Source organism: Halomonas sp. Ps84H-12 (assembly GCF_024124725.1).
GTDB classification, from domain to species: domain Bacteria; phylum Pseudomonadota; class Gammaproteobacteria; order Pseudomonadales; family Halomonadaceae; genus Vreelandella; species Vreelandella aquamarina.
Window position 1 is genome coordinate 15,781 of the sequence record NZ_JAMXSJ010000022.1, and the last position, 21,396, is coordinate 37,176.

Consider the following 21,396-nt stretch of genomic DNA (forward strand, 5'->3'; position numbering starts at 1 on the left):
AAGTGACGATGACACCTACTCCCCAACGCTCGATCAAAAGCCGCGCGTCGCTGGCTGGCCATCCACTCCATCCGGTAATGATTCACTTCCCGGTGGCGGCCCTGATGGCACTGGTCGCTTGCGATATCGCCTACTGGTATACCCAAGATACGTTTTGGTTGCGCGGCGGGCTTTGGCTGGCGGGTGTTGGCGCGTTTGGCGGCTGGATTGCGTCGGTGGCAGGCATTATTGACTTGGTGTCGGTAGCACGCATCCGTCGACTGATTACTGGCTGGAGCCACGCCATTGTGGCTGTGGTCATGCTCTCTCTGGCGTCGCTGAACTGGCTGCTGCGTTTCACTGAGCCCAGTGCGGTGCTGCCGTGGGGGTTGACCATCTCGCTGGTAACGGCCGGCTTGATTGCGCTGGCCGGGTGGCTCGGTGGCCAACTGGTGTACGAGCACGCGGTGGGCGTTGAAGTAGAATAGTAACCCGAGCGGCTCAATGGCAGCCCGTAATTGGATATTGGCCATTGAGCTAGCTCCACTCCAGCGGTTTAGAGAGCACAAACCCTAGCACGCCAAAGATGCCCACCAGCGCCAGCAGCAGCGCACACAGGCTGGCTGCCTTCACCCCTTTAAAAATTCCCATTTCCAGGCGCAGGATAAGCCAGCCAAAACAGCCGTGGGCAGCTACCATTAACACCACGGCCCCCAGCTTTAAGATCAACCAGCCGCCTAACAGGCCATGTAACAGAAATAGCAGCGTGCCTGAGGCAATCGCAGCGAGTGCCGCCGGGGTAGCAATGGAGTTATAAAAAAAACGCGGCATGGGCGGCGTGCCCTGAGCGAAGCCCGCATCTTTACGTAGCTGAAGCGCCTGTAATAAAAGTGCAGGCAAATAAAGAAGAGCGCCGCACCAAATGACCAGCGCGGCGATGTGCAGCAGTTTTAGCCATGGCATCGAGGCTTCCTTGCGTTACTAGGGCAGAGTCTATTGTGACCCTGATAACCTTAGTCAACCGATGCCATTCTGGCTAGGCAAAACGCCAAGTTTCACTCCACCGAAATCTCGTAACCTGTGAATTTACGTAGATTTATCACACCCGTATCGAACATGAGATACTGCCCTTTCACGCCCTGAAGGATGCCTTCAACCAGCGGCTGCTTATCAAAATTATGAGAGACTACTTTGCGGGGAAACGCAGCCACAGGATAGTCGAACTGCAAAGGCGCTTCGTCCAACGTGCGGATGGCATCCTCGCCGTGAACACTGCGTAGCTGACCCAAGCCGTCTGCCAGTTTACTCAACAAGCGATCACGCTCAGCGCGCAGGTCGAGTGGTTCTACCTCACCTTTTAACATGGCACGCCAGTTGGTGCGGTCGGCCACCTGCTCTTTGAAGAGCATCTCGACGAACCCGGACTGCTGGCGGGTATTCACTTCGAGAATCGGCAGCGCCTGAATAGCGCCTTGATCCAACCAGCGGGTGGGCATTTGGGTTTTGCGAGTAATGCCCACCTTCAAACCGGAAGAGTTAGCCAGATAAACGATGTGGGGCTGAAAGCAGTGCGCCTCGCCCCACTCCGGCTCGCGGCAGGTGCCTTGGTAGTAGTGGCAGGACTCTGGCTTCATGATGCAGGTATCACACTGCGCCAAGCGCTTAAAGCAAGGGTAGCAGTAGCCTTGTGCAAAGCTTTTTTTGGTTGCCCGACCGCAGTGGGTACAGGCAATAGCACCGCTCCATGCAAGGCGCATGGGGGAGCCAATACGCTCATTCAACGCCACCCGATGCTCACCAGCGCGCAGATGGTAAACCACTTGCTCGTCTTGGCGGCTAGGCAGTGCCGCCGCCATTTTTTGTAAACACCCTTTAACGGGAGAGACCTCTGGGGTTAACAAATCAGTCACGCGTGGCATCCCGGCCAAGGCCCGCCATTTCTGGGCTAACGCCTGCGCCCGTCGCACCTGCCCCGCAGGTACGCCGCTCCAAATAACCTACGCGATTCTCTTCCGGTACATTGTTTTCAACTTCATAACGCATGACAGCTTCCAAACACAGCTCGGTTTGCTCCGGCGTTAAACGGCGGCCGTCAGGCCATTTGCGTAGCGACACCCCTTGCTTAAGGCTTTCATAAATCGCAGGCGTCATCTGGCTGATCATTTTATCGAAGGTCATATCGCTCACGGTTAGCACCTCAAGTATTTGCTGCTTTCAAATTGGCGGCGTTAGGCTTTGCTACGTTTGGAGGAATAATACCAGCCCGTGGCGAGCCCCACGAGCAGCCCGCCCAGGTGGGCTTCATTGGCCACGTTGCCAAAGCCGACGGTACTGGCAATATCGGTCATGGTGAACACCATCCAGCCGAGCATAAACACCACCAGCATTTGCGGCACGAAAAAGCCACTGTTCGGGGCACGGCGGGACATCAGCCACACATGGCCCAATAGCGCATAGACCACGCCGGACATACCGCCAAACAGCACCGTTCCGGTGACGTATTGCGCCAAGTTGGCACCGATACCGGCGACGAGAAGCAGGAGCAGCATCATTTTACTGCCTTGGCGCAGCTCGATTTGCCGTCCGAAGTACCACACCCACATCAGGTTGAAAATCAGGTGCATCCAGCCAAAATGCAGGAATGCGGGGGAGAGCAGACGCCATACCTGCCCCCCCATCACGGTGTCTGCCAGCGACCCATATACCAATTGGCCGCCGGAGATACCCACCGGCACAATGGTGAGCGCCACAATTAGCAGATCGCCGAAAATGCCGCTTAGGGCAAATACCAGCAGGCTCACGCCGATCATTAACGCCGTGACCGGCACTTGGCGTAGCGTGGCAGCAAGGCTGTGGGCCGCAGGCGCGCGTTTGGGCCGGGTAGCTTCAAGAATCAGCGGTTCGCCTCGCTCCCAGCGGCTAACCAGGGTACGTAACTCTTCATGTTGGCGGGGGTCGGCCACCCAGAGCAGCTGGCCGTCCGCTTCGTCGGTGATCCGGTGGCCAATACGGTAGTGCCATAACGCTTTGCGCAGTGCCTGTGTGTCTGCGCCCGCGGGTAAGAGCATGACTGGATGCATGGCATCTCCCTTCTATCCAAGTGGTGGTCGCGCTTTAGCGCGGCTTTACCAACGGATAAACAAAAAAATCCGGCGGAGGGGGCCGCCGGATAAAAGCAAGGGATCATTCAAGGGAACACTTACTCTGATAACCGGCAGCTAGGTTAGTTCAGCAGTTTTGCAAAAATTATGTAACCATGTGTAAATCATCTGCAGCACGCTTAATCAAAATCTATTTCCCAGGGTTTGGGCAGCGCACGCTCCTCTTTAGGCACTTGAATCCATACGAAATTATCAGCGCTCAACTGGGTTTCACCGCTCCAACGATAGGCAACCAAACGGCCAAACTTTACGGCGCTGTAATCCAGGCAGGCGATATTTGCGGCAGGCAGGGCGGGAATCCCTTCGCACCAGTAGTGGCCAATAAATAGCGGCGGCTGCTCTGGGCCGTAATAACTTAGCCGCTCTCGCTCACTGTCGGTGAGTGGTCGCGCTTCCAAATCGCCGGGCAGGTTATCTGGCTGAAATACCACATCTCCCCACTGCTGCGGGTTAGCTGCCCAAAAGTGGGCGCGAAAGCTTTGTCGGGTAAAGCCGTCCCCCGAGTGAATCGCGACACCTTTTGGTAACCGTATATGGGGGCCACGGGTAAGACGATCAAGGATTCGATACGCCTGGGAGCCTGGGTCGTTGGACTCTACCAGAAACTGATCATCCATTCGGGCAGTCGGTAAGCGCTGCTTGAGCTCGCTGATCAGCGCATCATCCCAACACGCGTGTACCACGCGAATACCGTCTAGCTCTAGAAACAGCGGAATGGTTTTGAACCAGGCCAGCGTGTCCTCCCACTCGTTGGTATGGTGGCGATACTGATCAAGAGTGTCTTGAATAATGCGGTTGTGGCGCGGGGTATGTTCGCGCAGCCAGCGCTTGTGGCTGCCAGAGGGCGCGGGATGGGTATAGGCCAACGCGTTATACTCGTGATTGCCCATCACAATATGCGCTTCGCCCGCCTCTACCATGCGCCGTGCAATGGTCACCGCCAAGCGAATACGTGGCCCACGATCAATCAGGTCGCCTAAAAAAATCACTTTGCGCCGCGGGTGGCGATAAACACCGCCGTGCTGGTGGTAGCCAAGCTTTTCCAGCAGTGCCGCTAGCGTGGCACCGCAGCCGTGGATATCACCAATTAAGTCGTAACCCTCCATATTAATCCCCTAGCCGGTGGCTCCAGCCGAGTTTACTGCGCAGCACGTCATAGAAGTTGTGCCCAATGGGATGCACTAATTGAACGCGCTCCGACTTACGGGTGATAACCAAGACATCGTCAGGCTTGGCCACCGCGCGGGTTTGCCCGTCGCAGCTAATATGGGGGTAGGTCTGATTGGTTTCGCCAATATGAATGCGTATTTCGCTGGCCGCATCAATCACAATGGGCCGACTGGAGAGCGTGTGCGGGAACATCGGCACCAGCGTCACCACATCCAACTTCGGGTGCATAATCGGCCCACCACCGGAAAGCGCATAGGCGGTAGAGCCGGTTGGAGTGGCGACAATCAGCCCATCGCTGCGCTGGCTGTAGACAAACTGCCCATCGATAAACAGTTCAAACTCAATCATGCGGACCGCTTTACCGGGGTGCACCACAACTTCGTTAAGCGCGTCGCCATTTCCTACGGCGACCCCATTGCGGTAGAGCACGGCATCCAGCAAGAAGCGCTCTTCAACCTCAAACTCCCCCGCCAGCACTTCGCCTACCCGGGTCTCTAACTCATCGGGAGAAATATCGGTTAAGAAGCCCAGCCGCCCGCGATTGACGCCTAGAATCAGCGTACCGCTGCGGCACAGGGTGCGTGCAGCGCCTAACAAGCTGCCATCGCCACCCACCACAATCACTAAATCGCACAGTTCACCCAACATGCGGCGGCTAGCTTCAGGTAAGCCGTGTTGGGGCAGCGCCGTGGCGGTGCGGTCTTCGATGAGTACCTTATAGTCATGTTCCGTTAAGTAACGGACCAAGCGTTGAAGCGAGTCGACAACTTTGTCGCTGCCTAAGCGGCCAATCAAGCCAATCGTCTTGAACGGCTTCACTGGGTGACTAAGGCTACCGGGGTTGGAACCTGACGATGTGGTATTAGACATGGGCGACTCTCGCTAGCATCAGCCCACATTATGGAGAGGAAGGCAGTATCGAGCAAATCACCCGGTGCGCCAGAGGTAAGCCTTGCGCACCGGGAAAAATCAGCGGTTTAGTTTAAGCAGCCGCCACCTTGCGGCGCTGCAGCCACCAGTGGTTTAGCCACAGCGAAGCGCCCATAATCGCCGCCCCCAAAAGCAGCTTGCCCACATCAGCATCGCGGTTCCAAATCACCAGGTTAACGACCAAACCAGCCGGCACCAGCGCATTGTTCATAATCGCCAGGGTGCCCGCATCCACCTTGGTTGCCCCTTGGTTCCAGGCAAAATAGCCAACGCCCGATGCCACCAGCCCCAACCACGCCAATACGCCCCACTGCAGAGTGGTGGATGGCAGCGCGGTGCTATTACCAAACAGCAAGAAGGCAGGTAGCGCTACCAGAATAGCCCCGATAAAGAACCAGCCAAACACGTTATGCCAAGCAAGAGTGGGCGGCAGGTCTGCCGCTAGGCGGCGGTAACCGACTTGGCCGATGGCGAAACATAGGTTAGCGCCCTGCACGACCAAAAAGCCGAGCCAGAAGCCGCTGTCGATGCCGTCGTAACGAATCACCCCGGCGCCTAGTACTGCCAAAATAGCTGTTACCAAATAGATCGGCGTAAAGCGTTTGAACATCAGGTCATCCAACAACGCGATATACACCGGCGTAAAGATGGTAAACAGCAGCACCTCCGGCACGGAGAGTAGCAAGAAGGAGTGATAAAAGAAGGTGTACATAATGCCTAACTGGATCGCGCCCAGCGCCATCAATGCCAAGCGCTGCTTACCGCGCAGCAGGCTTGGGCGCAGAAAAGGTAGGAACACCAGCATTGCTAGGGTCACGCGGACCAGCACGGCAAAGTAGCTATCAACCTGACCCGCCAAATACACACCAATTAAAGAGAACGAAAACGCCCAGAGCGCCGTTACGCCAACCAAATAGCCCATCAGTAAACCCCAAGCAAAAAGAAAGTTGACGGGGATTATACGCCTTTAGAATCCCCTGCCAATGGGCCAAAAGCGTAAGGCGGTTTTTACCGTTTATTCAGCCAAACAAGTGCATAGACAACACCGGGCAACCAACCTATTAGTGTCAGCACGACACTGATTAATACACGCTGGGCCCCGCCTTCGGTTAAACCAACGGCTAAGGGCGGTAGCAGCACGGCCAGGGCGCGATAAGCTAGCTGTAAGTTGGCAGGTTCTTTCGCGGGTGTGGCGGGTGGTTCTGGTGAAGTTTTTTCTTCAGGGGCTATAGGCTTCGCTGAGGGGGTAAAGTGCCCAACGGCCGCTTGTGCTTTCTCGGCCTGCTCCTTTTCATGGGCAAGCGCTTTACGGTGCGCCTCTTTATCTATTTTTTGCTCTAGGGTGTCTGCGCCCTCTGCCAAGTCGTCGTGGTAGCGCTCCCAATCTTCCCAGTCGTAGGGTGTCCCCGAGTTGGGCCGATGACTGCCTGCGCCACGGGCACGCTCCCAGGCTTTCTCTTCCAGCGTATTGGGCCTGTCAGGGTCTCGATCTAGGCCAACGCCTTTACGGTTCAGATATTCACGAGCATCCATAACGACTCCTCACAGCATTTGAAGCGGGCTTGAAAAATTGGCAAAGCGTTGAATAGAGACAGTATGGGGTCAGCACAGGGTGAGTTAAATCACCTACAGTAAGAGAATCGGCAGTGGCCTGTCGATCACGTTAAGGAGTGCTCCAATGAATAAAAAAATCCCGGATACCGTACGCGATATTATGTCCCGCGACTGCTACCGCGTCTCTAGAGAAACGTCTATCACTACCCTTGCCCAAGGGCTTGCCCTGCACCGTTTGCCGGGCGCCCCGGTGGTGGATACGGCTGACCGCTTAATCGGCTTTATCTCTGAGCAGGATGTTCTGGGGCACGTGCTCGACAGCATTTACCATGACCACGAAGCGCCGTTGGTCCGAGAGTTAATGCGTCAGGACGTGCTCACTACCTCCCCCAATAAAAGCGTGACCGATTTAGCGCAGGAAATGCTGGGCGCGAAACCGAAAATTTATCCGGTCGTCGAACAGCATCGCTTAGTGGGCATCGTCACGCGTCGGGACATTTTGATGGCCTTACTAATGATTCGCCGCCATTAGACGCTTGAACACCTGCGGCATGATGCTAATAAAGGTACCTACAAAAAAAACCGCTGCTTGAAACAAGCAGCGGAAGCAAGGGATCGAAAACAATAGCCAGAACAACACTATTAGCGACTGCTATCGCGATGTTGTCTGTACATACTCAGACACCCTGCAGAGAAAAAGTTCGCAAAAGGTTAAAATTTTCGTCTCAGCAGGCGCAGGCGTATACTAGGTGGCTATTCTCAACTGGGCGCATAAGCTGGCGTCTATCCTGATGTGGCCAGGAGCTATGCATGGCACTTTACTTACTGGTGTTTGGCGTTTGTTTACTGGTAATGGGGGCTGTGTTGCTGGTGCTGATGAACGCAGGAACGCCTCGCTACCGCACCGAGCCCAAGGATCTGATCGCGCTGTTTGATAAGGCGCTGGAGAGCAAGGTCAGCGAGACCGAGTGGAATGCTCTGATTGGCTACCCTATCCGCCATGATGAGTATTTAGACAACGTTCGCCGCCGTGCCTCACACCTAATGGATACACACGGGCGACGCTGGCAGATTGCTCAGGGCAAGCCGCTCCTCAACCAGGAGGGTTACGCGGAGCTAAAAGCATTACGTGATCATTTAGCGGCACATACAGCGCTTCGTCAGCGCTAACAGAGCAGCAGCGACGAGGAGAACCGTATGCCGAGTACCATTCGTCAAATACCCCTGGAAACGGCGACGAAGCATCACTCCCATGACTTCCATCAGATAGTGATCACGCTATGTGGCTCTTCTGAATTTGAAATCGAGGGGTTGGGCGGCCGTGTAAACGCTTTTTCCGGCTGCATCGTGCCTGCTAACCACGAGCACTACTATTCTGGCAACGGCCATAATCGTCAGTTGATTCTAGATTTACCAGAAGATGCTCCCGCTTTGACGGGTGAGCACCGTGAATTGGTGGCGCTATTTGATGTGCCGCGCTTTTTTGCCTTAGACAGCCCGCTGCGCCACTATCTTACCTTTGTCGAGAGCGAACTGGCCCGAGGATTAGACAACTCTGCCACCTCGTTTCAGCAAGACCGCCTAGCGGCCACGCTGTTAGGCTCGCTAAAAGCCCGCCTAGGTGCCTCAGGGAGCGCTGCCCAGCGACGCATTGACCTTAACCAGATTGACCGGTTTATCCGCCGTCACTTAGCCGATGAGCTGCGGGTGGCCGACCTGGCCAAGCTCGCCTGCCTGAGCGAAGCACATTTTTCTGAGCGTTTTCGCGCCCAAACCGGCCTCTCCCCCTGGCAGTATGTACGACGGCAGCGGCTTCACGCGGCACGCCAGTTGGTCATGCAAAGTCGTTTGCCACTTACCGATATCGCCATACAAACAGGGTTTGCCAACCAGAGCGCGCTGTCCCATGCGTTTCGCCGCAGCTACGGAGCCTCGCCGCGCCAGCTACGCCAAGGCTTTGCCAGCCCCTCCTTAGATACCAACAATCGCTCAACGGCTCATTCAACGGCGTTATCATCCTCAGCCACCCCCGCAGGGGCAAGCGCGCTCTCGTCTCGCTGATATTACGTTGGTGGATGTAGTAAAAAAGTCGCGTTGTTTGCCGCTAGCGAGCCGCACCCAACTCTACTAAAGTCGTAAATAGGCACAGCTTGCCGTGAAATTGACACGTTTTGCCACGAAAACGACATACACCTAACGACGGCTAGCTCTACATTCGAACGTCAGTCTGGGCACCTGCCCTGCCACCACTTTTTGAACGCTAGCTGACACAGCTATTCGTTCAAGCTGTTCGTTTCAGACCTGTCTTACGGGGGCCTCAATGCTCAATGCTAAAAAAATGCGTGACCCTGCCACCTGGCAAACCGACCTTGATACGCTAATGCAGCGTGTCAGCGAACACTATATCGTCGATGAAGATGCCTACGTCAGCGAGCTGATTAAACTGCTCAACGCCGACCAAGACGATTTTTCGCGCATTGAGGCCAACACGGCAGCGCTGGTGCGCGACGTTCGCAACATGGACACCGCCGTCGACACCATCGACGAGCTGCTTCAGCAGTACAGCCTGGATACCCACGAAGGGCTGATGCTGATGTGCCTGGCGGAAGCGATGCTGCGTATTCCGGATAAAGCCACCGCAGATGCGCTGATCGAAGACAAGCTGGGCCCAGCGGATTGGCAGTCCCATGTAGGCAAAAGCGAGTCGTGGATGGTCAACGCCTCGACCTGGGGCCTGCTGATGACCGGCCGCGTGCTGAAGCTGGACCATCCGAAAGAGGGTCAGCCCGCCCACTTTATTAACCGCATGGTTAATCGTATGGGCGAGCCGGTGATTCGCCGGGCGATGATGGAAGCGATGAAAATCATGGGCAAGCAGTTCGTGCTTGGCCGTGATATCAACGAAGCCCTGAAACGCTCTAAGCCGCTATTCAATAAAGGCTACACCTACTCTTACGACATGCTGGGCGAAGCCGCACGCACCCGCGACGATGCCAAACGCTACTTTGACGACTACGCCCGTGCCATTGAGCAAGTGGGAAAAGCGTGCAAAACGCTGGGCGACAAAACCCCGGCACCGTCAGTCTCCATCAAGCTCTCTGCCCTGCACCCCCGCTATGAGTTTGGCCGCCGCGAACAGGTTCTGAAAGAGCTGGTAGACACCGTTATTCAACTGGTCACCAAAGCGCGCGAGCTGGATGTGGCGGTGACCATCGACGCGGAAGAAATTGATCGTCTGGAGCTTTCTCTTGAAGTCTTCCGCGCGATTTACCAAAGCGACGCCGTCAAAGGCTGGGGCCACTTTGGCCTAGTGGTTCAGGCATACTCCAAGCGTGCGCTGCCCGTGCTGCACTACATCAACCGCTTGGCGGATGAGCAGGGCGATGAAATTCCGCTACGCCTAGTAAAAGGTGCTTATTGGGATAGCGAAATCAAAGAGTCTCAGCAGCTTGGTATCGATGGCTACCCGGTCTATACCCGCAAGGCGTGTACCGATGTGGCCTACTTGGCCTGCGCGCAGTTCCTACTGTCTGACGACACCCGTGGCCGTATCTTCCCTCAGTTTGCGACGCACAACGCTCACACCGTGACCACCATTCTGGAGCTGGCGAACCACGACAGCCGGCCGTTTGAATTCCAGCGCCTGCATGGCATGGGCGAAGCACTTTATGATGCGGCCCTTGAGCGTGCCCCTAAAGGCACCTACTGCCGCATTTACGCGCCGGTCGGTGCGCATAAAGACCTGCTGCCCTACCTAGTGCGCCGCCTGTTGGAAAACGGTGCCAACTCGTCGTTCGTTCACCAGATTGTCGACCCGGACGTGCCGGTGGAGTCGCTGTGCCAGCACCCCATCGAAACACTGCGCCAGCAAAAAACCTTCTACAACAAGCGCATCCCGCTGCCAAAAGACATCTACGGGCCGAAGCGTCGCAACTCCCGTGGGGTCAACTTAAACATCCGTAGCCACTACTACCCGCTGATGGAGAAAATGGCGACGTTCATGGATAAGCAGTACCCCACCAAGCCGCTGCTAGCGTTTGATGTGGCCGACGATAGCGCCAATACCCATAGCGTCACTTCGCCTTTCGATCGCCGCCAAACCGTCGGCAGCGTGCAGTGGACCAGCAAAGAGCAGGCAGCGAAAGCCCTCGACGCTGCCTGGGAAGCCTTCCCGCGCTGGGACGCGACTCCCGTAGCCGAGCGCGCAGCGATTGTGCGTCGGCTGGGCGACCTGATGGAAGAGCACATGGCGGAGCTGATGACACTCTGCTCCCGTGAAGGCGGCAAGCTGCTCACTGACGGCGTCGATGAAATCAAAGAAGCGGTTGATTTCTGCCGTTACTACGCCATGCGCGCTGAAGAGTCGTTTGGCGAACCCATCGAACTGCCTGGCCCGACCGGTGAATCCAACCGCTTGATGATGGGTGGTAAAGGTGTTTTTGCCGCCATTAGCCCTTGGAACTTCCCGGTAGCCATCTTCTGCGGGCAAATCGTTGCCGCTGCGGTCGCAGGCAACACTGTTCTGGCGAAACCCGCTGAACAGACCTCTATTGTCGCCCACCGCGTTATCGAGCTGCTATACGAAGCCGGTATGCCCCGTGATGTGGTGCAGCTGCTGCCGGGTGACGGCCCTACCGTGGGCAGCGTGCTGACTTCTGACCCGCGCATTACCGGCGTAGTGTTTACCGGCGGTACCGACACAGCGCAAATTATTAACCGTGCTCTCGCCGCTCGTGATAACGCGCCGCTACCCACGCTGATCGCTGAAACCGGCGGCATGAACGCGATAATCGTTGACTCCACCGCCCTGCCTGAGCAGGTCGTCGTGGATGTCATTCAGTCTGCCTTCCAGAGTGCTGGCCAGCGCTGCTCTGCCCTGCGGGTGCTTTACCTTCAGGAAGATGTTGCTGACCGCGTTATCGAAATCCTCAAGGGGGCAATGAGCGAACTGCGCATTGGCGACCCTCGTGACCTGGGTACCGATGTCGGCCCGGTCATTGATGAAGACGCCCGTAAAGGCTTGATGGAGCACATCGAGAAGCTCAAAGGCGAGAACCGCTTAGTCGCCGAAACACCGATGTCTGCCGAGCACACCCAGCACGGCACCTTTGTACCGCCGGTGGCGTTTACCATCGACAGCATTGATGCCCTTTCTCGCGAGCAGTTTGGCCCGGTGCTGCACATTGTGCGCTACAAAGCCCGCGAGCTTGATAAGGTGATCAACGATATTAATGGCCGGGGTTATGGCCTGACATTTGGGGTGCATAGCCGTAACGAATCCTTTGCCGCTGAAATAGCGCAGAAAATTCGGGTAGGCAATGTGTACATCAACCGTAATATCATCGGTGCTGTTGTTGGTGTTCAGCCGTTTGGTGGCCAAGGGTTGTCAGGTACTGGCCCTAAAGCAGGCGGGCCGCACTATTTGCAGCGCTTTGTGACCGAAAAAACGATTACTAATAACACCGCCGCCCTGGGTGGCAACGCGTCGCTTCTGGCGCTAGGGGATGAGTAACGGCTCATCAACACTACTAACCTGAACTCCTGAAAAGGAACCGTCTCATGGTTGACAACAATAGAGCGATTGCCTTCACATTCGCGGCCCCTCCAGGCCGTGTGCTGGGTATAGGGAACATTGCACATAAACGTAGCCATACCCCCTCTAATGACATCCCTAGCGGTTACTCGCTAGGGTCAGCGACTTGAATACGAAAAGGGGTTAACAACAACAAGACTGCGCGGCGGCCAACGTTACTTGGTCGGCGCAGGCACCTGTCGGAGCTAGCTCCGTCCTGATGAATTGGAGATATTTTATGGATATTGGCGTTTGGGTCAGCCTTTTTGCCTACTTTGCGCTCATGATTGCCATCGGCGTTTATGCTATGCGCAAAGCGACATCTACGTCTGAGGATTACATGCTGGGTGGCCGTACCCTCAGCCCTAAAGTAGCCGCCCTGTCGGCTGGCGCGTCGGATATGAGCGGCTGGCTGCTACTGGGTTTACCAGGGGCAATGTTCGTCTCTGGCTTGGGTTCGGCCTGGATCGGGATTGGCCTATTTGTGGGCGCACTCTTTAACTGGATTCTGGTCGCGCCGCGCCTTCGTGAACAGACAGTTCACTATGGTAACGCGATTACCATTCCAGCCTTCCTAGCCAACCGTTTCCCCACTCGGGCGCTGTCGCTGAGAACGGTGTCCGCTATCGTCATCGTGATTTTCTTCGCCGTTTACACTGCTTCTGGCTTGGTCGCAGGCGGCAAACTGTTTGAGAGCGCCTTTGCTGGCGTTATCAACATCGGTGGTATGAGCGACTACGCGGTGGGTGTGGTAATCACGCTGGGCGTGGTGCTGGCCTACACCGTGGTTGGCGGCTTTTTGGCCGTGAGCATGACGGACTTTGTGCAAGGCTGCATCATGATGCTGGCTTTGGTCATCATGCCAGCAGTAGTACTGTTTGGCGAAGGCGGTGGTGGCTTTACTCAAGCCTCACAGACCCTCAATGAAGTTGATCCCACGCTGCTGTCGTGGACTGAAGGGTTGACGTTCATTGGGTGGCTCTCTGCCGTTACCTGGGGCCTGGGCTATTTTGGTCAGCCGCATATTATCGTGCGCTTTATGGCTATCCGTACGCTGCAAGATGTTCCGATTGCCCGCAACATCGGCATGAGCTGGATGGCTATTTCCCTGATCGGTGCGGTCTCTCTCGGCATCTTTGGTCGCGCCTATGCGGTTCGCAATGGGATGGAAGTCCAAGACCCGGAAACGATCTTTATCATCCTGGCTGAGTTGCTGTTCCATCCGCTGATCACCGGCTTCCTCTACGCGGCCCTGCTTGCTGCTGTGATGAGTACTATTTCTAGCCAGCTGCTGGTGTCATCTTCATCACTGACCGAGGACTTCTATCGCCTGTTCCTGCGTAAAGAAGCTACAGACAAAGAGTGTGTGGCCGTAGGTCGTGTCAGTGTTGTGCTAGTGGGTCTGATCGCAGCCGTGATTGCCTCTGACCCGAACTCGCAAGTGCTGGGGCTGGTGAGTAACGCTTGGGCAGGTTTTGGTGCCGCCTTTGGCCCGCTGATTATTCTGTCGCTGATGTGGTCGCGTACAAACGGCGCAGGTGCTATCGCCGGTATGGTGGTGGGTGCTGCCACGGTTATGATCTGGATTGCGCTGGGCTGGAACGGCTCCTTCATGGGTGGCCCTGGCGTTTACGAGATCATCCCAGGCTTTATCGCTTCTTTCATTGCCATCCTGGCAGTAAGCAGCATAACCGCCGATGCTGGCGAGTATCAGCATATTGAACGCTAAACGAGCGTAACGTCGCTTAATTAGCCTAAGGCTTAACGGGTTGCAGTTAACCCGTTAAGCCTCCTCTTTTTTAGCCCCTTCTTTAGCCCCTTCTCCCTTCAGATATTTACCTTGCTAGGCGCTGAACCTATCAGTTCACAGCTCTTTGCCCTAGGTCAATAACGCTCCCTCGTTGGCTCGATACACTGGCTATATGGTTTACGACAACTTTAAACCACTCACCCACCATGTTATCGGTCAGGAGCGACGCTATGCGCCATTTATCACCGCCTACCCTACTCGCCACTGGGCTTGCCGCTGCCACCTTAGCAGTTAGCAGCCAAGCCGTTGCCTATGGCGCTGGCGATTTCTTTACCCGCGTTGGCGTTGCCAACATCGCGCCGAAAAGCGACAACGGCTCGCTCGCAGGTGGTGCCTTCGCGGTCGATGCTCAGGATAAAACCGACTTCGCTTTCACCCTGGGCTACCGTTTCCACGACAAAATGGGCGTGGAGCTACTGGCTGCGCTCCCTTTCGAGCATGACATTGAACTCAACGGTGACAACCTAGCATCAACAAAGCTCCTGCCGCCCACTCTAACGCTACAGTATTACCCACTGGGTGGTAGCGACTCTCAAGTACAGCCCTACGTGGGTGCGGGTATTAACTACACGCGCTTCTCCGATGAGAGCCTCGCCATTGGCGAACTTGAGCTAGACGACTCATGGGGCGCGGCCGCTCAAGTTGGTGTTGATCTACTCATTGATGACCACTGGGCACTCAACGCCGCTGCCTGGTACTTAGACATCGACACCGACGCCTCTATTAATGGCGCAGGTGCGGGCACCGTCGAGATTGACCCCATGGTGGTCATGGCAGGCTTGAGCTACCGCTTCTAGCTTCTAGCTTCTAGCTTCTAGCTCCCACCTTCGCTAACACGTAAAAAATGCCCAGAGCTTGCCTCTGGGCATTGATTTGGTCTGCCTTACTCGCGTGGTTAATTCTCTGTGACCAGCTTGTCGACACGCTCCACCGCTTTCACTACCAATAGCTGATCGCTTGCTCTTACCTTCTCCTGCATTAAATACGCCGCCACCGCTGGAGCGACTTCACACTTGGCGGGCATGGCAGCCTCGGCTTCAATAAGTGCATTTAAGCGGGCAACAAAGACATAGCGCACCCACTGGGGCAGCGACATGGTATCAATACAAAAAGGCTGCTGACTGGCAAAAGCGGCCGCATCTGGGGTGGGCGTGCGCCACAGATTAGCGGCCTTCATGGCGGCTTCAAGCTCAAGAAGCGCGGTTTGAAGCTGTTGATGGACGCTCATAAGCACCTTATGGGTTGGTCATATTTAGCGTTCATTATCCCAACTCTGTGGGTAAGTTGCCACTCAAAGGCGTGCTCAATGGAGTTATTCACCGATTCACAGAAAACCTGCAAGAGGCTGTGGATAAACTATGGAAAGGTGTCGCCACCGCTAGTCTCACGCGGCTTACGCAAAGTTGCTCATTTTTTAACCACTTAGATGATAAAGCATGGATAAATCAGCGGTTGCGGCTGACAGTGGCAGAACAGCAAGGTAGAGTGCAGGCTTGAAATGCGGAAGGATGTCATGCAGCCAATTAACACCCTTGATGAATTTTTTACACGCAGTGGCGCTGAGGTGTCGCTTTACCATATGGGGCGCAGAGTGACTGCCTGCTCCAGGGAAACCCTGCGCGCGTTTGAAAATGCCGAACAGGCCTGGCCTGAACCGTGGCAAGGGCAAGCACGCCTGGGGATCGTCTTTCGCCTAGGGGCAATGGAAGAGCCTGCTATCTGGTTTTTAGCGCTGCCACTGGATGAGCAAGGCATGCTATCGCCCGCACAGCGCGATGGCTTTATTAACCGCCTATTGGAAACCCTGGGTCGCAATGCCGCTGCTTCTGACCCGACTGTGCTCGACGCTGCAGAATCAGCAGACGTGGACCATTTAATGAAGGATAATCCGCTGGCCTTTACGCCTGATATCACCTTTCAGGCCATGCTCAATGCCCGGGCCACCTATGCCAGCGCCCTACCTGCCAGCCAGCACCTAGAGCCTGTAGAAGCCTATTTAAGTGGCCAACAGACGATTGATTGGCAAGCCCTGGGACTACAAGGCATCGCCGATTATGTCGTACGTTTGGACACACCAACGGCAGATGCCCTAGCGCTACGTATTCCTCAACTGCCGGTGAGCGTTATTCATTCGCTCTGCTACTGCCTTGAGCATCAGCCACTGTCTGAAGCGCTCATTGATGCGTTGCGGACACGAGGCGAGCAGGCGGCCAGCAGCGGCGATTTAGAAACGCTCTGCGCCTGCGTACGTAGCGTGGGTAGCTCAGCGCCGGCTTTTGCAGGCGACTGGTATACCAACCTACTAAACGATAGCGCGGCCTGCGGCCCCGACCTGATGGCCGCCATCGCCGGGCGCGGTTGGCCATTACTGGAAGATGCCGAGCGTTTACCATTATTCTTACAACGTTTAGCAGAGGATGAGCGCAGCCACTTTGCGGCCGTTGTGCGCGATATCGCTTTAATTCCTCGGCTGCGTCTGCCCGTCATGCTGACCTTGCGCGACGCCCCAGCAGGCTCGGCTATCCAATCGCGTTTGTCGGCCATGCAGCCTAACCAAAAAGGCTAGCAGGAATCGTCATCACTATGTCTTGTTTCTCTTATATCGTCAGGAGTGCGCTGTGAAGGAATTACCCTATCAGGCCAAAGCGGTCATCGGCCGCCGTGAAATGGTGACGTTACCTGAACTAGGGCTTCACCTTTGCTGCAAAGCCGATACAGGCGCACGGACATCGGCGTTGCACGCCGAAGACATTGAAAGCCATGAAGATGCTGATGGACAGTTATGGGTAAGCTTTATTACCCATAGCGGTGGGCCAGAGACGCCTGCCCACCGCTATCGCCTGCATTTACACGACCGTCGCCGCGTCACCAGCTCGAACGGCCATAGCGAGTGGCGCTATGTTATCCGTACCCCAATGCAACTGGGCGAACTGAACTTTCCGGTTGAACTTACTTTGACCGACCGTAGCAATATGCGCCACGCGATGCTGCTGGGCAGGCGCGCTATGCGCCGCCTACTGGTGGCCCCCGGCGCTGCATTTTTGCACGGCGAGCCTTAAACACATTTAAACGACGACCCTTTTTGGCCCGGAGCCCTGCATGCATATTGCCCTGCTTTCCCGTAACCGTAACCTTTACTCTACGCGCCGACTGGTGGAAGCCGCCGAACAGCGCGGCCATACCGCCCGAGTGGTCGATACCCTGCGCTGCTACATGAGCATCGCCTCGCACCACCCTTCTATTCACTATAAAGGCGCAGAGATTGAGCCGTTTGATGCGGTGATTCCGCGTATTGGCGCCTCGGTGACTTTCTACGGCTGTGCGGTACTGCGCCAGTTTGAAATGATGGGCACCTACGTGATTAACGATTCGGTCGCGATTACCCGCTCCCGGGATAAGCTGCGCTCGCTGCAGCTGCTGTCGCGTAAGGGATTAGGCCTGCCGATTACCGGCTTCGCCCACTCACCAGATGATATTCCCGACCTAATCACCATGGTGAAAGGCGCGCCCCTGGTGATTAAACTGCTGGAAGGCACCCAGGGTATTGGTGTGGTATTGGCTGAAACCAACCAGGCCGCTGAATCCGTCATTCAGGCCTTTATGGGCATGAAAGCCAACATCATGGTTCAGGAATACATCAAAGAAGCACGCGGTGCGGATATCCGCTGCTTCGTGATTGGCGATAAGGTCGTGGCATCCATGAAACGTCAGGCCGCCGACGGCGAGTTCCGCTCCAATCTTCACCGTGGCGGCACTGCTAGTGTGATCCGCATCACCCCGGAAGAGCGTTCCACCGCGATTCGTGCAGCCAAGGCGATGGGGCTGCGCGTCGCGGGCGTGGATTTGCTTCGCTCTAACCACGGCCCGGTGATTATGGAGGTCAACTCTTCACCAGGTTTGCAGGGCATCGAGAGCGCTACCGGTAAAGATATTGCCGGCATGATCATCGAGCATATCGAAAAGAATGCAGTGCCTGCTCGCAAAGCACCACCCAAGCCTAAAGGCTAACGGTCAATTGCAAAAATAATCCCTATTAGGGGTGGCAAATCAACGCCGCCCCCCCCACAATCTGCGTCACCGAAGGAGGTAGACGCTCATGTTTCTCGACAATCGCCAAGTGGCGATGGACAGCGTGCTGGAAGCGCTGGCCGATAGCATTGATTATTTCCAGGATAATATCGAACGCCTGCGCCCCTCGCTGCGCGATGCACTGAAGCCGCACTATACTGAGCGACTCAAGCAGATGCGTAAGCTGCAGGAACTTGCCCGCGCGCACTTAAAAATGCTGCCTCGGGATGCTGACGTTGAGCGTGATGACTTCTTATGGCTCTGGAGCCGTTTAAAGAGCTTCGTTGGCAACGATAGCCAAGTCTTGATCAATGAGCTGTTAGAACAAGAGCGTGTACTGATGCAGGCCCTCTCAACCTTGTTTACCCACCCCCTACCCGACCCGATCGAACCGGTAGTGGATGAGTGCATGCGGGGATGCCGTAAGCTGATTCGCGAGCTATACAACCTGCAAAAACGTAATACTCGCCGCTAACTTTGCGGCGTTAACTCGGCTTTAATGCTCAGGGACTGTATATGCCTGCAGTGACTGCTGAAAAAATAGAGCGGCGTTGATATTGACGGTCGCCTCAGGCGTGTTTTCGCTACTCTCTTCTCTACTTTTATCGCCACCCTCCTGGCGATGAAGCTCGATAGGCTCAGCGGGGCCGAGAAAGTAGGGCTCCCTCTGCCATAAGTAGAGATCTCCCAGAGTAGCAATTCGCGCTACCCATTCACGCATTTTTAACCGCCACTCATCTGCCGCTGACTGCTCCTCAGCAATACAGCCCGTCACTTCCATCCCCAGCGCACGCCCGATAAAAATAGCCCGAGGCAAGTGCCAACTCTGGGTAACCAGCAGCGCCTCTTTAAGCTGAAACACATCCCGCGCCCGCACCATCGTGTCATAGGTGCTGAAGCCAGCGAAATCCATTGTCAGTTGCTCCGCAGACACCCCTCGGCGATACAGATCGCGCCACATGGCACGCGGCTCATTATAGGCTTGGGTGCGATTATCGCCAGAGATGAGCAGATGCTGAACACGCTGGTCAGCGATAAGGCGTGCAGACGTTCGCATGCGGGCATGAAAATGCGGGTTACGTAGCCCACTACGAGTCCAGTGAGAGGTGCCAAAGACAATCGCAACGTCTGTGGGTTGGCACTGCTCTAAATGACCGTCGATATAGCGTGCGGTACTTGCAAGCACCCATAAATTACCGGCTATAAATAGCAATGTCGCCAGTAGCAGCAAGGCTCCTAGCGACATTAGAAAACGCTTTATCCAACGTAATAACAGGCTGTGCATCCAGCTCCCCAGCAGGGGTTAGAACATGCCGAGCTCAAGCTTGGCTTCATCGCTCATCATGTCACGACTCCAGGGTGGGCTAAAGACAATTTCGGTATGCACCTTGCTGATCTGCGGCGCTCCCAGAATCTTGTTGCGCGCATCGGCAGCGATGACATCGCCCATGCCGCAGCCAGGCGCGGTCAGCGTCATACGGATAGTGACTATCCGCTCGCCACTAATCAAGCGCTCGATCCGACAGCCGTACACCAGCCCTAGATCTACAATATTCACCGGAATTTCCGGGTCAAAGCAGGTGCGCAGCTGATCCCAGACAAACTGCTCAATCTCTTCATCAGTAGCACTTTCTGGCAGTGTCGGACGTGGCAGCGACTCAAGCCCCAGCGCATCAAGGTTACGCCCTTCAATGAGATACAAGCGGCCTTCAAAACCAACACTCACCGAGCTACCTTTGGCTTGCATTACGCTGACAATACTGTCTTCCGCCAGCGTATCCGTTTTGCCGAACGGAATCGCGATGGCCTCTACATCCCGCTGGAGCGGGAGTTTTTGACCGCGCTGAAGACTCGCAATTTGCTCGATATCCATAGATGTCCTTAGCGTACCATTCCAATCACACGGTTGAGCGCTGCCACAAACGTGTCTACTTCATCAAGGGTATTGTACGCAGCAAACGATGCACGACAGGTCGCCTCAACGCCAAAGTGATGCAGCAGCGGCTGGGCACAGTGGTGCCCGGTACGAATCGCTACACCCAGCTGGTCAATCAGCAGGCCAATATCCTGCGAGTGAGCACCTTCAACAACGAAGGAGAGCACGCCCGCTTTATGCGGCGCAGTGCCTAATATCCGCAGGCCCTCAATGCCACTCACCGCCTGAGTAGCATGGTTGAGCAGCACGGCTTCCCACGCACCAATCGCCTCAACGCCAACGCCCTCCATCCACTCAAGCGCACGGCCAAGCGCAATCACTTCGGCAATGGCGGGAGTACCCGCTTCAAATTTATGCGGAATATCTGCAAAGGTGGTACCTGCATCAAAGGAAACGGTTTTGATCATTTCACCGCCACCCTGCCAAGGCGGCATGACCTCTAGCAACGCCTGCTTGCCATATAGCACGCCAACACCCGTTGGGCCGTACACTTTATGGCCTGAAAACGCATAGAAATCCGCATCGATAGATTGAACGTCCACCTGCTGATGCGGCGTCGCTTGGGCGCCATCCACCAAGATGAGCGCGCCATGCTGATGCGCCAGCGCTGCCATCTCTTTCACGGGGTTAATCGTACCCAGTGCGTTAGAGACGTGATTCACCGCCACCAGTTTCGTGCGCTCACTCAAGAGTTCACGATACGCCTGCATATCGAGCGCCCCGTGCGCGTCCACTGGGATGACCTTGATCGTGAAGCCGCGCTCCGCCGCCAGCAGTTGCCAGGGAACGATGTTGGAGTGGTGCTCCAACATCGAGATCAGCACTTCGTCTCCGGCATTTAGCTGGCTGCGGCCCCAGCTTTGGGCCACTAAATTGATCGCTTCAGTGGTGCCCCGCGTGAAGATGATTTGGCGGGCATCTTCGGCATTGAGAAACGCTTTAACACGATGACGCGTGGCTTCAAAGGCTGCCGTCGCTTCATCGGCGAGCGTATGCAAGCCGCGGTGAATATTGGCGTTGTAGCGCGAGTAGTAATCGCTAAACACGTCAATCACCTGCTGCGGCGTTTGGCTGGTGGCGGCATTATCCAAATACACCAGCGGCTTGCCGTGAACCTCACGATTCAAAATCGGGAAGTCGCGGCGTAGCGCTTCAACGTCATAGGCCGCAACGCTGCGCTCGGTAGGCTTCTCAATCACGCTATGGGGCATTGATG

23 protein-coding genes are annotated in these 21,396 nt (G+C 55.8%); 11 read left to right on the plus strand and 12 right to left on the minus strand.

Features of this window, described 5'->3' with window-relative positions; all coding sequences use genetic code 11:
* Positions 1-8: 8 nt before the first annotated feature.
* Entirely contained in the window at positions 9-467 is a 459-nt protein-coding gene (locus tag NH344_RS11565) for a DUF2231 domain-containing protein (RefSeq protein ID WP_044630639.1), read from the plus strand.
* A gap of 49 nt (positions 468-516) precedes the next feature.
* Here the strand turns inward: NH344_RS11565 and NH344_RS11570 are convergent, their stop codons facing one another.
* The 8 genes from NH344_RS11570 to NH344_RS11605 form a co-directional block, all read right to left on the minus strand.
* Positions 517-942, minus strand: coding sequence for a CopD family protein (locus NH344_RS11570; RefSeq protein ID WP_044630638.1), 426 nt, complete (start codon positions 940-942; stop codon positions 517-519).
* Positions 943-1,034: 92 nt separating this feature from the next.
* On the minus strand, positions 1,035-1,835 hold the full coding sequence (locus NH344_RS11575; RefSeq protein WP_253027952.1) for a DUF2797 domain-containing protein: 801 nt from the start codon (positions 1,833-1,835) through the stop codon (positions 1,035-1,037).
* A gap of 46 nt (positions 1,836-1,881) precedes the next feature.
* Positions 1,882-2,166 (minus strand): DUF1315 family protein, encoded by a 285-nt coding sequence (locus tag NH344_RS11580; protein ID WP_058578321.1) that lies wholly within the window; start codon positions 2,164-2,166, stop codon positions 1,882-1,884.
* A gap of 41 nt (positions 2,167-2,207) precedes the next feature.
* Positions 2,208-3,059: a rhomboid family intramembrane serine protease gene (locus NH344_RS11585; RefSeq protein WP_253027931.1), complete on the minus strand. Its 852-nt coding sequence runs from the start codon at positions 3,057-3,059 to the stop codon at positions 2,208-2,210.
* A gap of 200 nt (positions 3,060-3,259) precedes the next feature.
* Complete coding sequence (locus NH344_RS11590) at positions 3,260-4,246, minus strand: metallophosphoesterase (RefSeq protein WP_172416064.1); 987 nt, start codon at positions 4,244-4,246, stop codon at positions 3,260-3,262.
* A 1-nt stretch (position 4,247) separates the two neighbouring features.
* Complete coding sequence (locus NH344_RS11595; protein WP_172416063.1) at positions 4,248-5,180, minus strand: NAD(+) kinase; 933 nt, start codon at positions 5,178-5,180, stop codon at positions 4,248-4,250.
* Positions 5,181-5,292: 112 nt separating this feature from the next.
* The gene (locus NH344_RS11600; protein WP_054641093.1) at positions 5,293-6,162 is read right to left on the minus strand and encodes a carboxylate/amino acid/amine transporter; all 870 of its coding nucleotides are present in this window, start codon (positions 6,160-6,162) and stop codon (positions 5,293-5,295) included.
* 86 nt (positions 6,163-6,248) lie between these two features.
* On the minus strand, positions 6,249-6,773 hold the full coding sequence (locus tag NH344_RS11605; RefSeq protein ID WP_044629749.1) for a YqaE/Pmp3 family membrane protein: 525 nt from the start codon (positions 6,771-6,773) through the stop codon (positions 6,249-6,251).
* A 145-nt stretch (positions 6,774-6,918) separates the two neighbouring features.
* Between NH344_RS11605 and NH344_RS11610 the strand changes: the two genes are divergently transcribed.
* The 6 genes from NH344_RS11610 to NH344_RS11635 all read left to right on the plus strand — a co-directional run bounded on the left by NH344_RS11610 (position 6,919) and on the right by NH344_RS11635 (position 14,973).
* On the plus strand, positions 6,919-7,326 hold the full coding sequence (locus tag NH344_RS11610) for a CBS domain-containing protein (RefSeq protein WP_044629750.1): 408 nt from the start codon (positions 6,919-6,921) through the stop codon (positions 7,324-7,326).
* 278 nt (positions 7,327-7,604) lie between these two features.
* A complete protein-coding gene (locus NH344_RS11615; RefSeq protein WP_044629751.1) occupies positions 7,605-7,964 on the plus strand; it encodes a hypothetical protein in 360 nt (119 codons plus the stop codon).
* A 27-nt stretch (positions 7,965-7,991) separates the two neighbouring features.
* A complete protein-coding gene (locus NH344_RS11620; RefSeq protein ID WP_253027932.1) occupies positions 7,992-8,855 on the plus strand; it encodes a helix-turn-helix domain-containing protein in 864 nt (287 codons plus the stop codon).
* Between the two features lie 259 nt (positions 8,856-9,114).
* Positions 9,115-12,306: a bifunctional proline dehydrogenase/L-glutamate gamma-semialdehyde dehydrogenase PutA gene (gene putA / locus NH344_RS11625; RefSeq protein WP_253027933.1), complete on the plus strand. Its 3,192-nt coding sequence runs from the start codon at positions 9,115-9,117 to the stop codon at positions 12,304-12,306.
* Between the two features lie 298 nt (positions 12,307-12,604).
* Positions 12,605-14,095, plus strand: coding sequence for a sodium/proline symporter PutP (gene putP / locus NH344_RS11630; RefSeq protein ID WP_253027934.1), 1,491 nt, complete (start codon positions 12,605-12,607; stop codon positions 14,093-14,095).
* A 251-nt stretch (positions 14,096-14,346) separates the two neighbouring features.
* Positions 14,347-14,973 carry an OmpW family outer membrane protein gene (locus tag NH344_RS11635; RefSeq protein WP_062375358.1) on the plus strand — a complete coding sequence of 209 codons (627 nt, stop codon included), beginning with the start codon at positions 14,347-14,349 and terminating at the stop codon, positions 14,971-14,973.
* Between the two features lie 98 nt (positions 14,974-15,071).
* Here the strand turns inward: NH344_RS11635 and NH344_RS11640 are convergent, their stop codons facing one another.
* The gene (locus NH344_RS11640; RefSeq protein WP_044629756.1) at positions 15,072-15,404 is read right to left on the minus strand and encodes a YqcC family protein; all 333 of its coding nucleotides are present in this window, start codon (positions 15,402-15,404) and stop codon (positions 15,072-15,074) included.
* Between the two features lie 285 nt (positions 15,405-15,689).
* Between NH344_RS11640 and NH344_RS11645 the strand changes: the two genes are divergently transcribed.
* From NH344_RS11645 to NH344_RS11660, 4 genes are all read left to right on the plus strand, one after another.
* Entirely contained in the window at positions 15,690-16,742 is a 1,053-nt protein-coding gene (locus tag NH344_RS11645) for a DUF3549 family protein (protein ID WP_054645068.1), read from the plus strand.
* Between the two features lie 52 nt (positions 16,743-16,794).
* Complete coding sequence (locus NH344_RS11650; protein WP_062362040.1) at positions 16,795-17,235, plus strand: RimK/LysX family protein; 441 nt, start codon at positions 16,795-16,797, stop codon at positions 17,233-17,235.
* Between the two features lie 40 nt (positions 17,236-17,275).
* Complete coding sequence (gene rimK / locus NH344_RS11655; protein ID WP_044629759.1) at positions 17,276-18,184, plus strand: 30S ribosomal protein S6--L-glutamate ligase; 909 nt, start codon at positions 17,276-17,278, stop codon at positions 18,182-18,184.
* Between the two features lie 88 nt (positions 18,185-18,272).
* Entirely contained in the window at positions 18,273-18,719 is a 447-nt protein-coding gene (locus NH344_RS11660) for a hypothetical protein (RefSeq protein ID WP_044629760.1), read from the plus strand.
* 21 nt (positions 18,720-18,740) lie between these two features.
* Here the strand turns inward: NH344_RS11660 and NH344_RS11665 are convergent, their stop codons facing one another.
* Genes NH344_RS11665 through NH344_RS11675 form a run of 3 tightly spaced genes read right to left on the minus strand, consistent with a single transcriptional unit; the run spans position 18,741 to position 21,391 of the window.
* Positions 18,741-19,529, minus strand: a complete 789-nt coding sequence (locus NH344_RS11665; RefSeq protein ID WP_083602213.1) for an ElyC/SanA/YdcF family protein — start codon at positions 19,527-19,529, stop codon at positions 18,741-18,743.
* 18 nt (positions 19,530-19,547) lie between these two features.
* Positions 19,548-20,117, minus strand: a complete 570-nt coding sequence (sufT, locus tag NH344_RS11670; protein WP_044629761.1) for a putative Fe-S cluster assembly protein SufT — start codon at positions 20,115-20,117, stop codon at positions 19,548-19,550.
* An 8-nt stretch (positions 20,118-20,125) separates the two neighbouring features.
* Positions 20,126-21,391 carry a cysteine desulfurase gene (locus NH344_RS11675; protein ID WP_074210745.1) on the minus strand — a complete coding sequence of 422 codons (1,266 nt, stop codon included), beginning with the start codon at positions 21,389-21,391 and terminating at the stop codon, positions 20,126-20,128.
* Positions 21,392-21,396: the final 5 nt, after the last annotated feature.

Coding starts and splice junctions, on each gene's coding strand:
- putA (WP_253027933.1), top strand. CDS start 9,115: ATGCTCAATGCTAAAAAAATGCGTGACCCTGCCACCTGGCAAACCGAC.
- sufT (WP_044629761.1), bottom strand. CDS start 20,117: ATGGATATCGAGCAAATTGCGAGTCTTCAGCGCGGTCAAAAACTCCCG.
- NH344_RS11570 (WP_044630638.1), bottom strand. CDS start 942: ATGCCATGGCTAAAACTGCTGCACATCGCCGCGCTGGTCATTTGGTGC.
- NH344_RS11645 (WP_054645068.1), top strand. CDS start 15,690: ATGCAGCCAATTAACACCCTTGATGAATTTTTTACACGCAGTGGCGCT.
- NH344_RS11565 (WP_044630639.1), top strand. CDS start 9: ATGACACCTACTCCCCAACGCTCGATCAAAAGCCGCGCGTCGCTGGCT.
- NH344_RS11610 (WP_044629750.1), top strand. CDS start 6,919: ATGAATAAAAAAATCCCGGATACCGTACGCGATATTATGTCCCGCGAC.
- NH344_RS11665 (WP_083602213.1), bottom strand. CDS start 19,529: ATGCACAGCCTGTTATTACGTTGGATAAAGCGTTTTCTAATGTCGCTA.
- NH344_RS11640 (WP_044629756.1), bottom strand. CDS start 15,404: ATGAGCGTCCATCAACAGCTTCAAACCGCGCTTCTTGAGCTTGAAGCC.
- NH344_RS11600 (WP_054641093.1), bottom strand. CDS start 6,162: ATGGGCTATTTGGTTGGCGTAACGGCGCTCTGGGCGTTTTCGTTCTCT.
- NH344_RS11615 (WP_044629751.1), top strand. CDS start 7,605: ATGGCACTTTACTTACTGGTGTTTGGCGTTTGTTTACTGGTAATGGGG.
- NH344_RS11620 (WP_253027932.1), top strand. CDS start 7,992: ATGCCGAGTACCATTCGTCAAATACCCCTGGAAACGGCGACGAAGCAT.
- NH344_RS11635 (WP_062375358.1), top strand. CDS start 14,347: ATGCGCCATTTATCACCGCCTACCCTACTCGCCACTGGGCTTGCCGCT.
- NH344_RS11605 (WP_044629749.1), bottom strand. CDS start 6,773: ATGGATGCTCGTGAATATCTGAACCGTAAAGGCGTTGGCCTAGATCGA.
- NH344_RS11660 (WP_044629760.1), top strand. CDS start 18,273: ATGTTTCTCGACAATCGCCAAGTGGCGATGGACAGCGTGCTGGAAGCG.
- NH344_RS11595 (WP_172416063.1), bottom strand. CDS start 5,180: ATGTCTAATACCACATCGTCAGGTTCCAACCCCGGTAGCCTTAGTCAC.
- putP (WP_253027934.1), top strand. CDS start 12,605: ATGGATATTGGCGTTTGGGTCAGCCTTTTTGCCTACTTTGCGCTCATG.
- NH344_RS11590 (WP_172416064.1), bottom strand. CDS start 4,246: ATGGAGGGTTACGACTTAATTGGTGATATCCACGGCTGCGGTGCCACG.
- NH344_RS11675 (WP_074210745.1), bottom strand. CDS start 21,391: ATGCCCCATAGCGTGATTGAGAAGCCTACCGAGCGCAGCGTTGCGGCC.
- NH344_RS11585 (WP_253027931.1), bottom strand. CDS start 3,059: ATGCATCCAGTCATGCTCTTACCCGCGGGCGCAGACACACAGGCACTG.
- NH344_RS11575 (WP_253027952.1), bottom strand. CDS start 1,835: ATGGCGGCGGCACTGCCTAGCCGCCAAGACGAGCAAGTGGTTTACCAT.
- rimK (WP_044629759.1), top strand. CDS start 17,276: ATGCATATTGCCCTGCTTTCCCGTAACCGTAACCTTTACTCTACGCGC.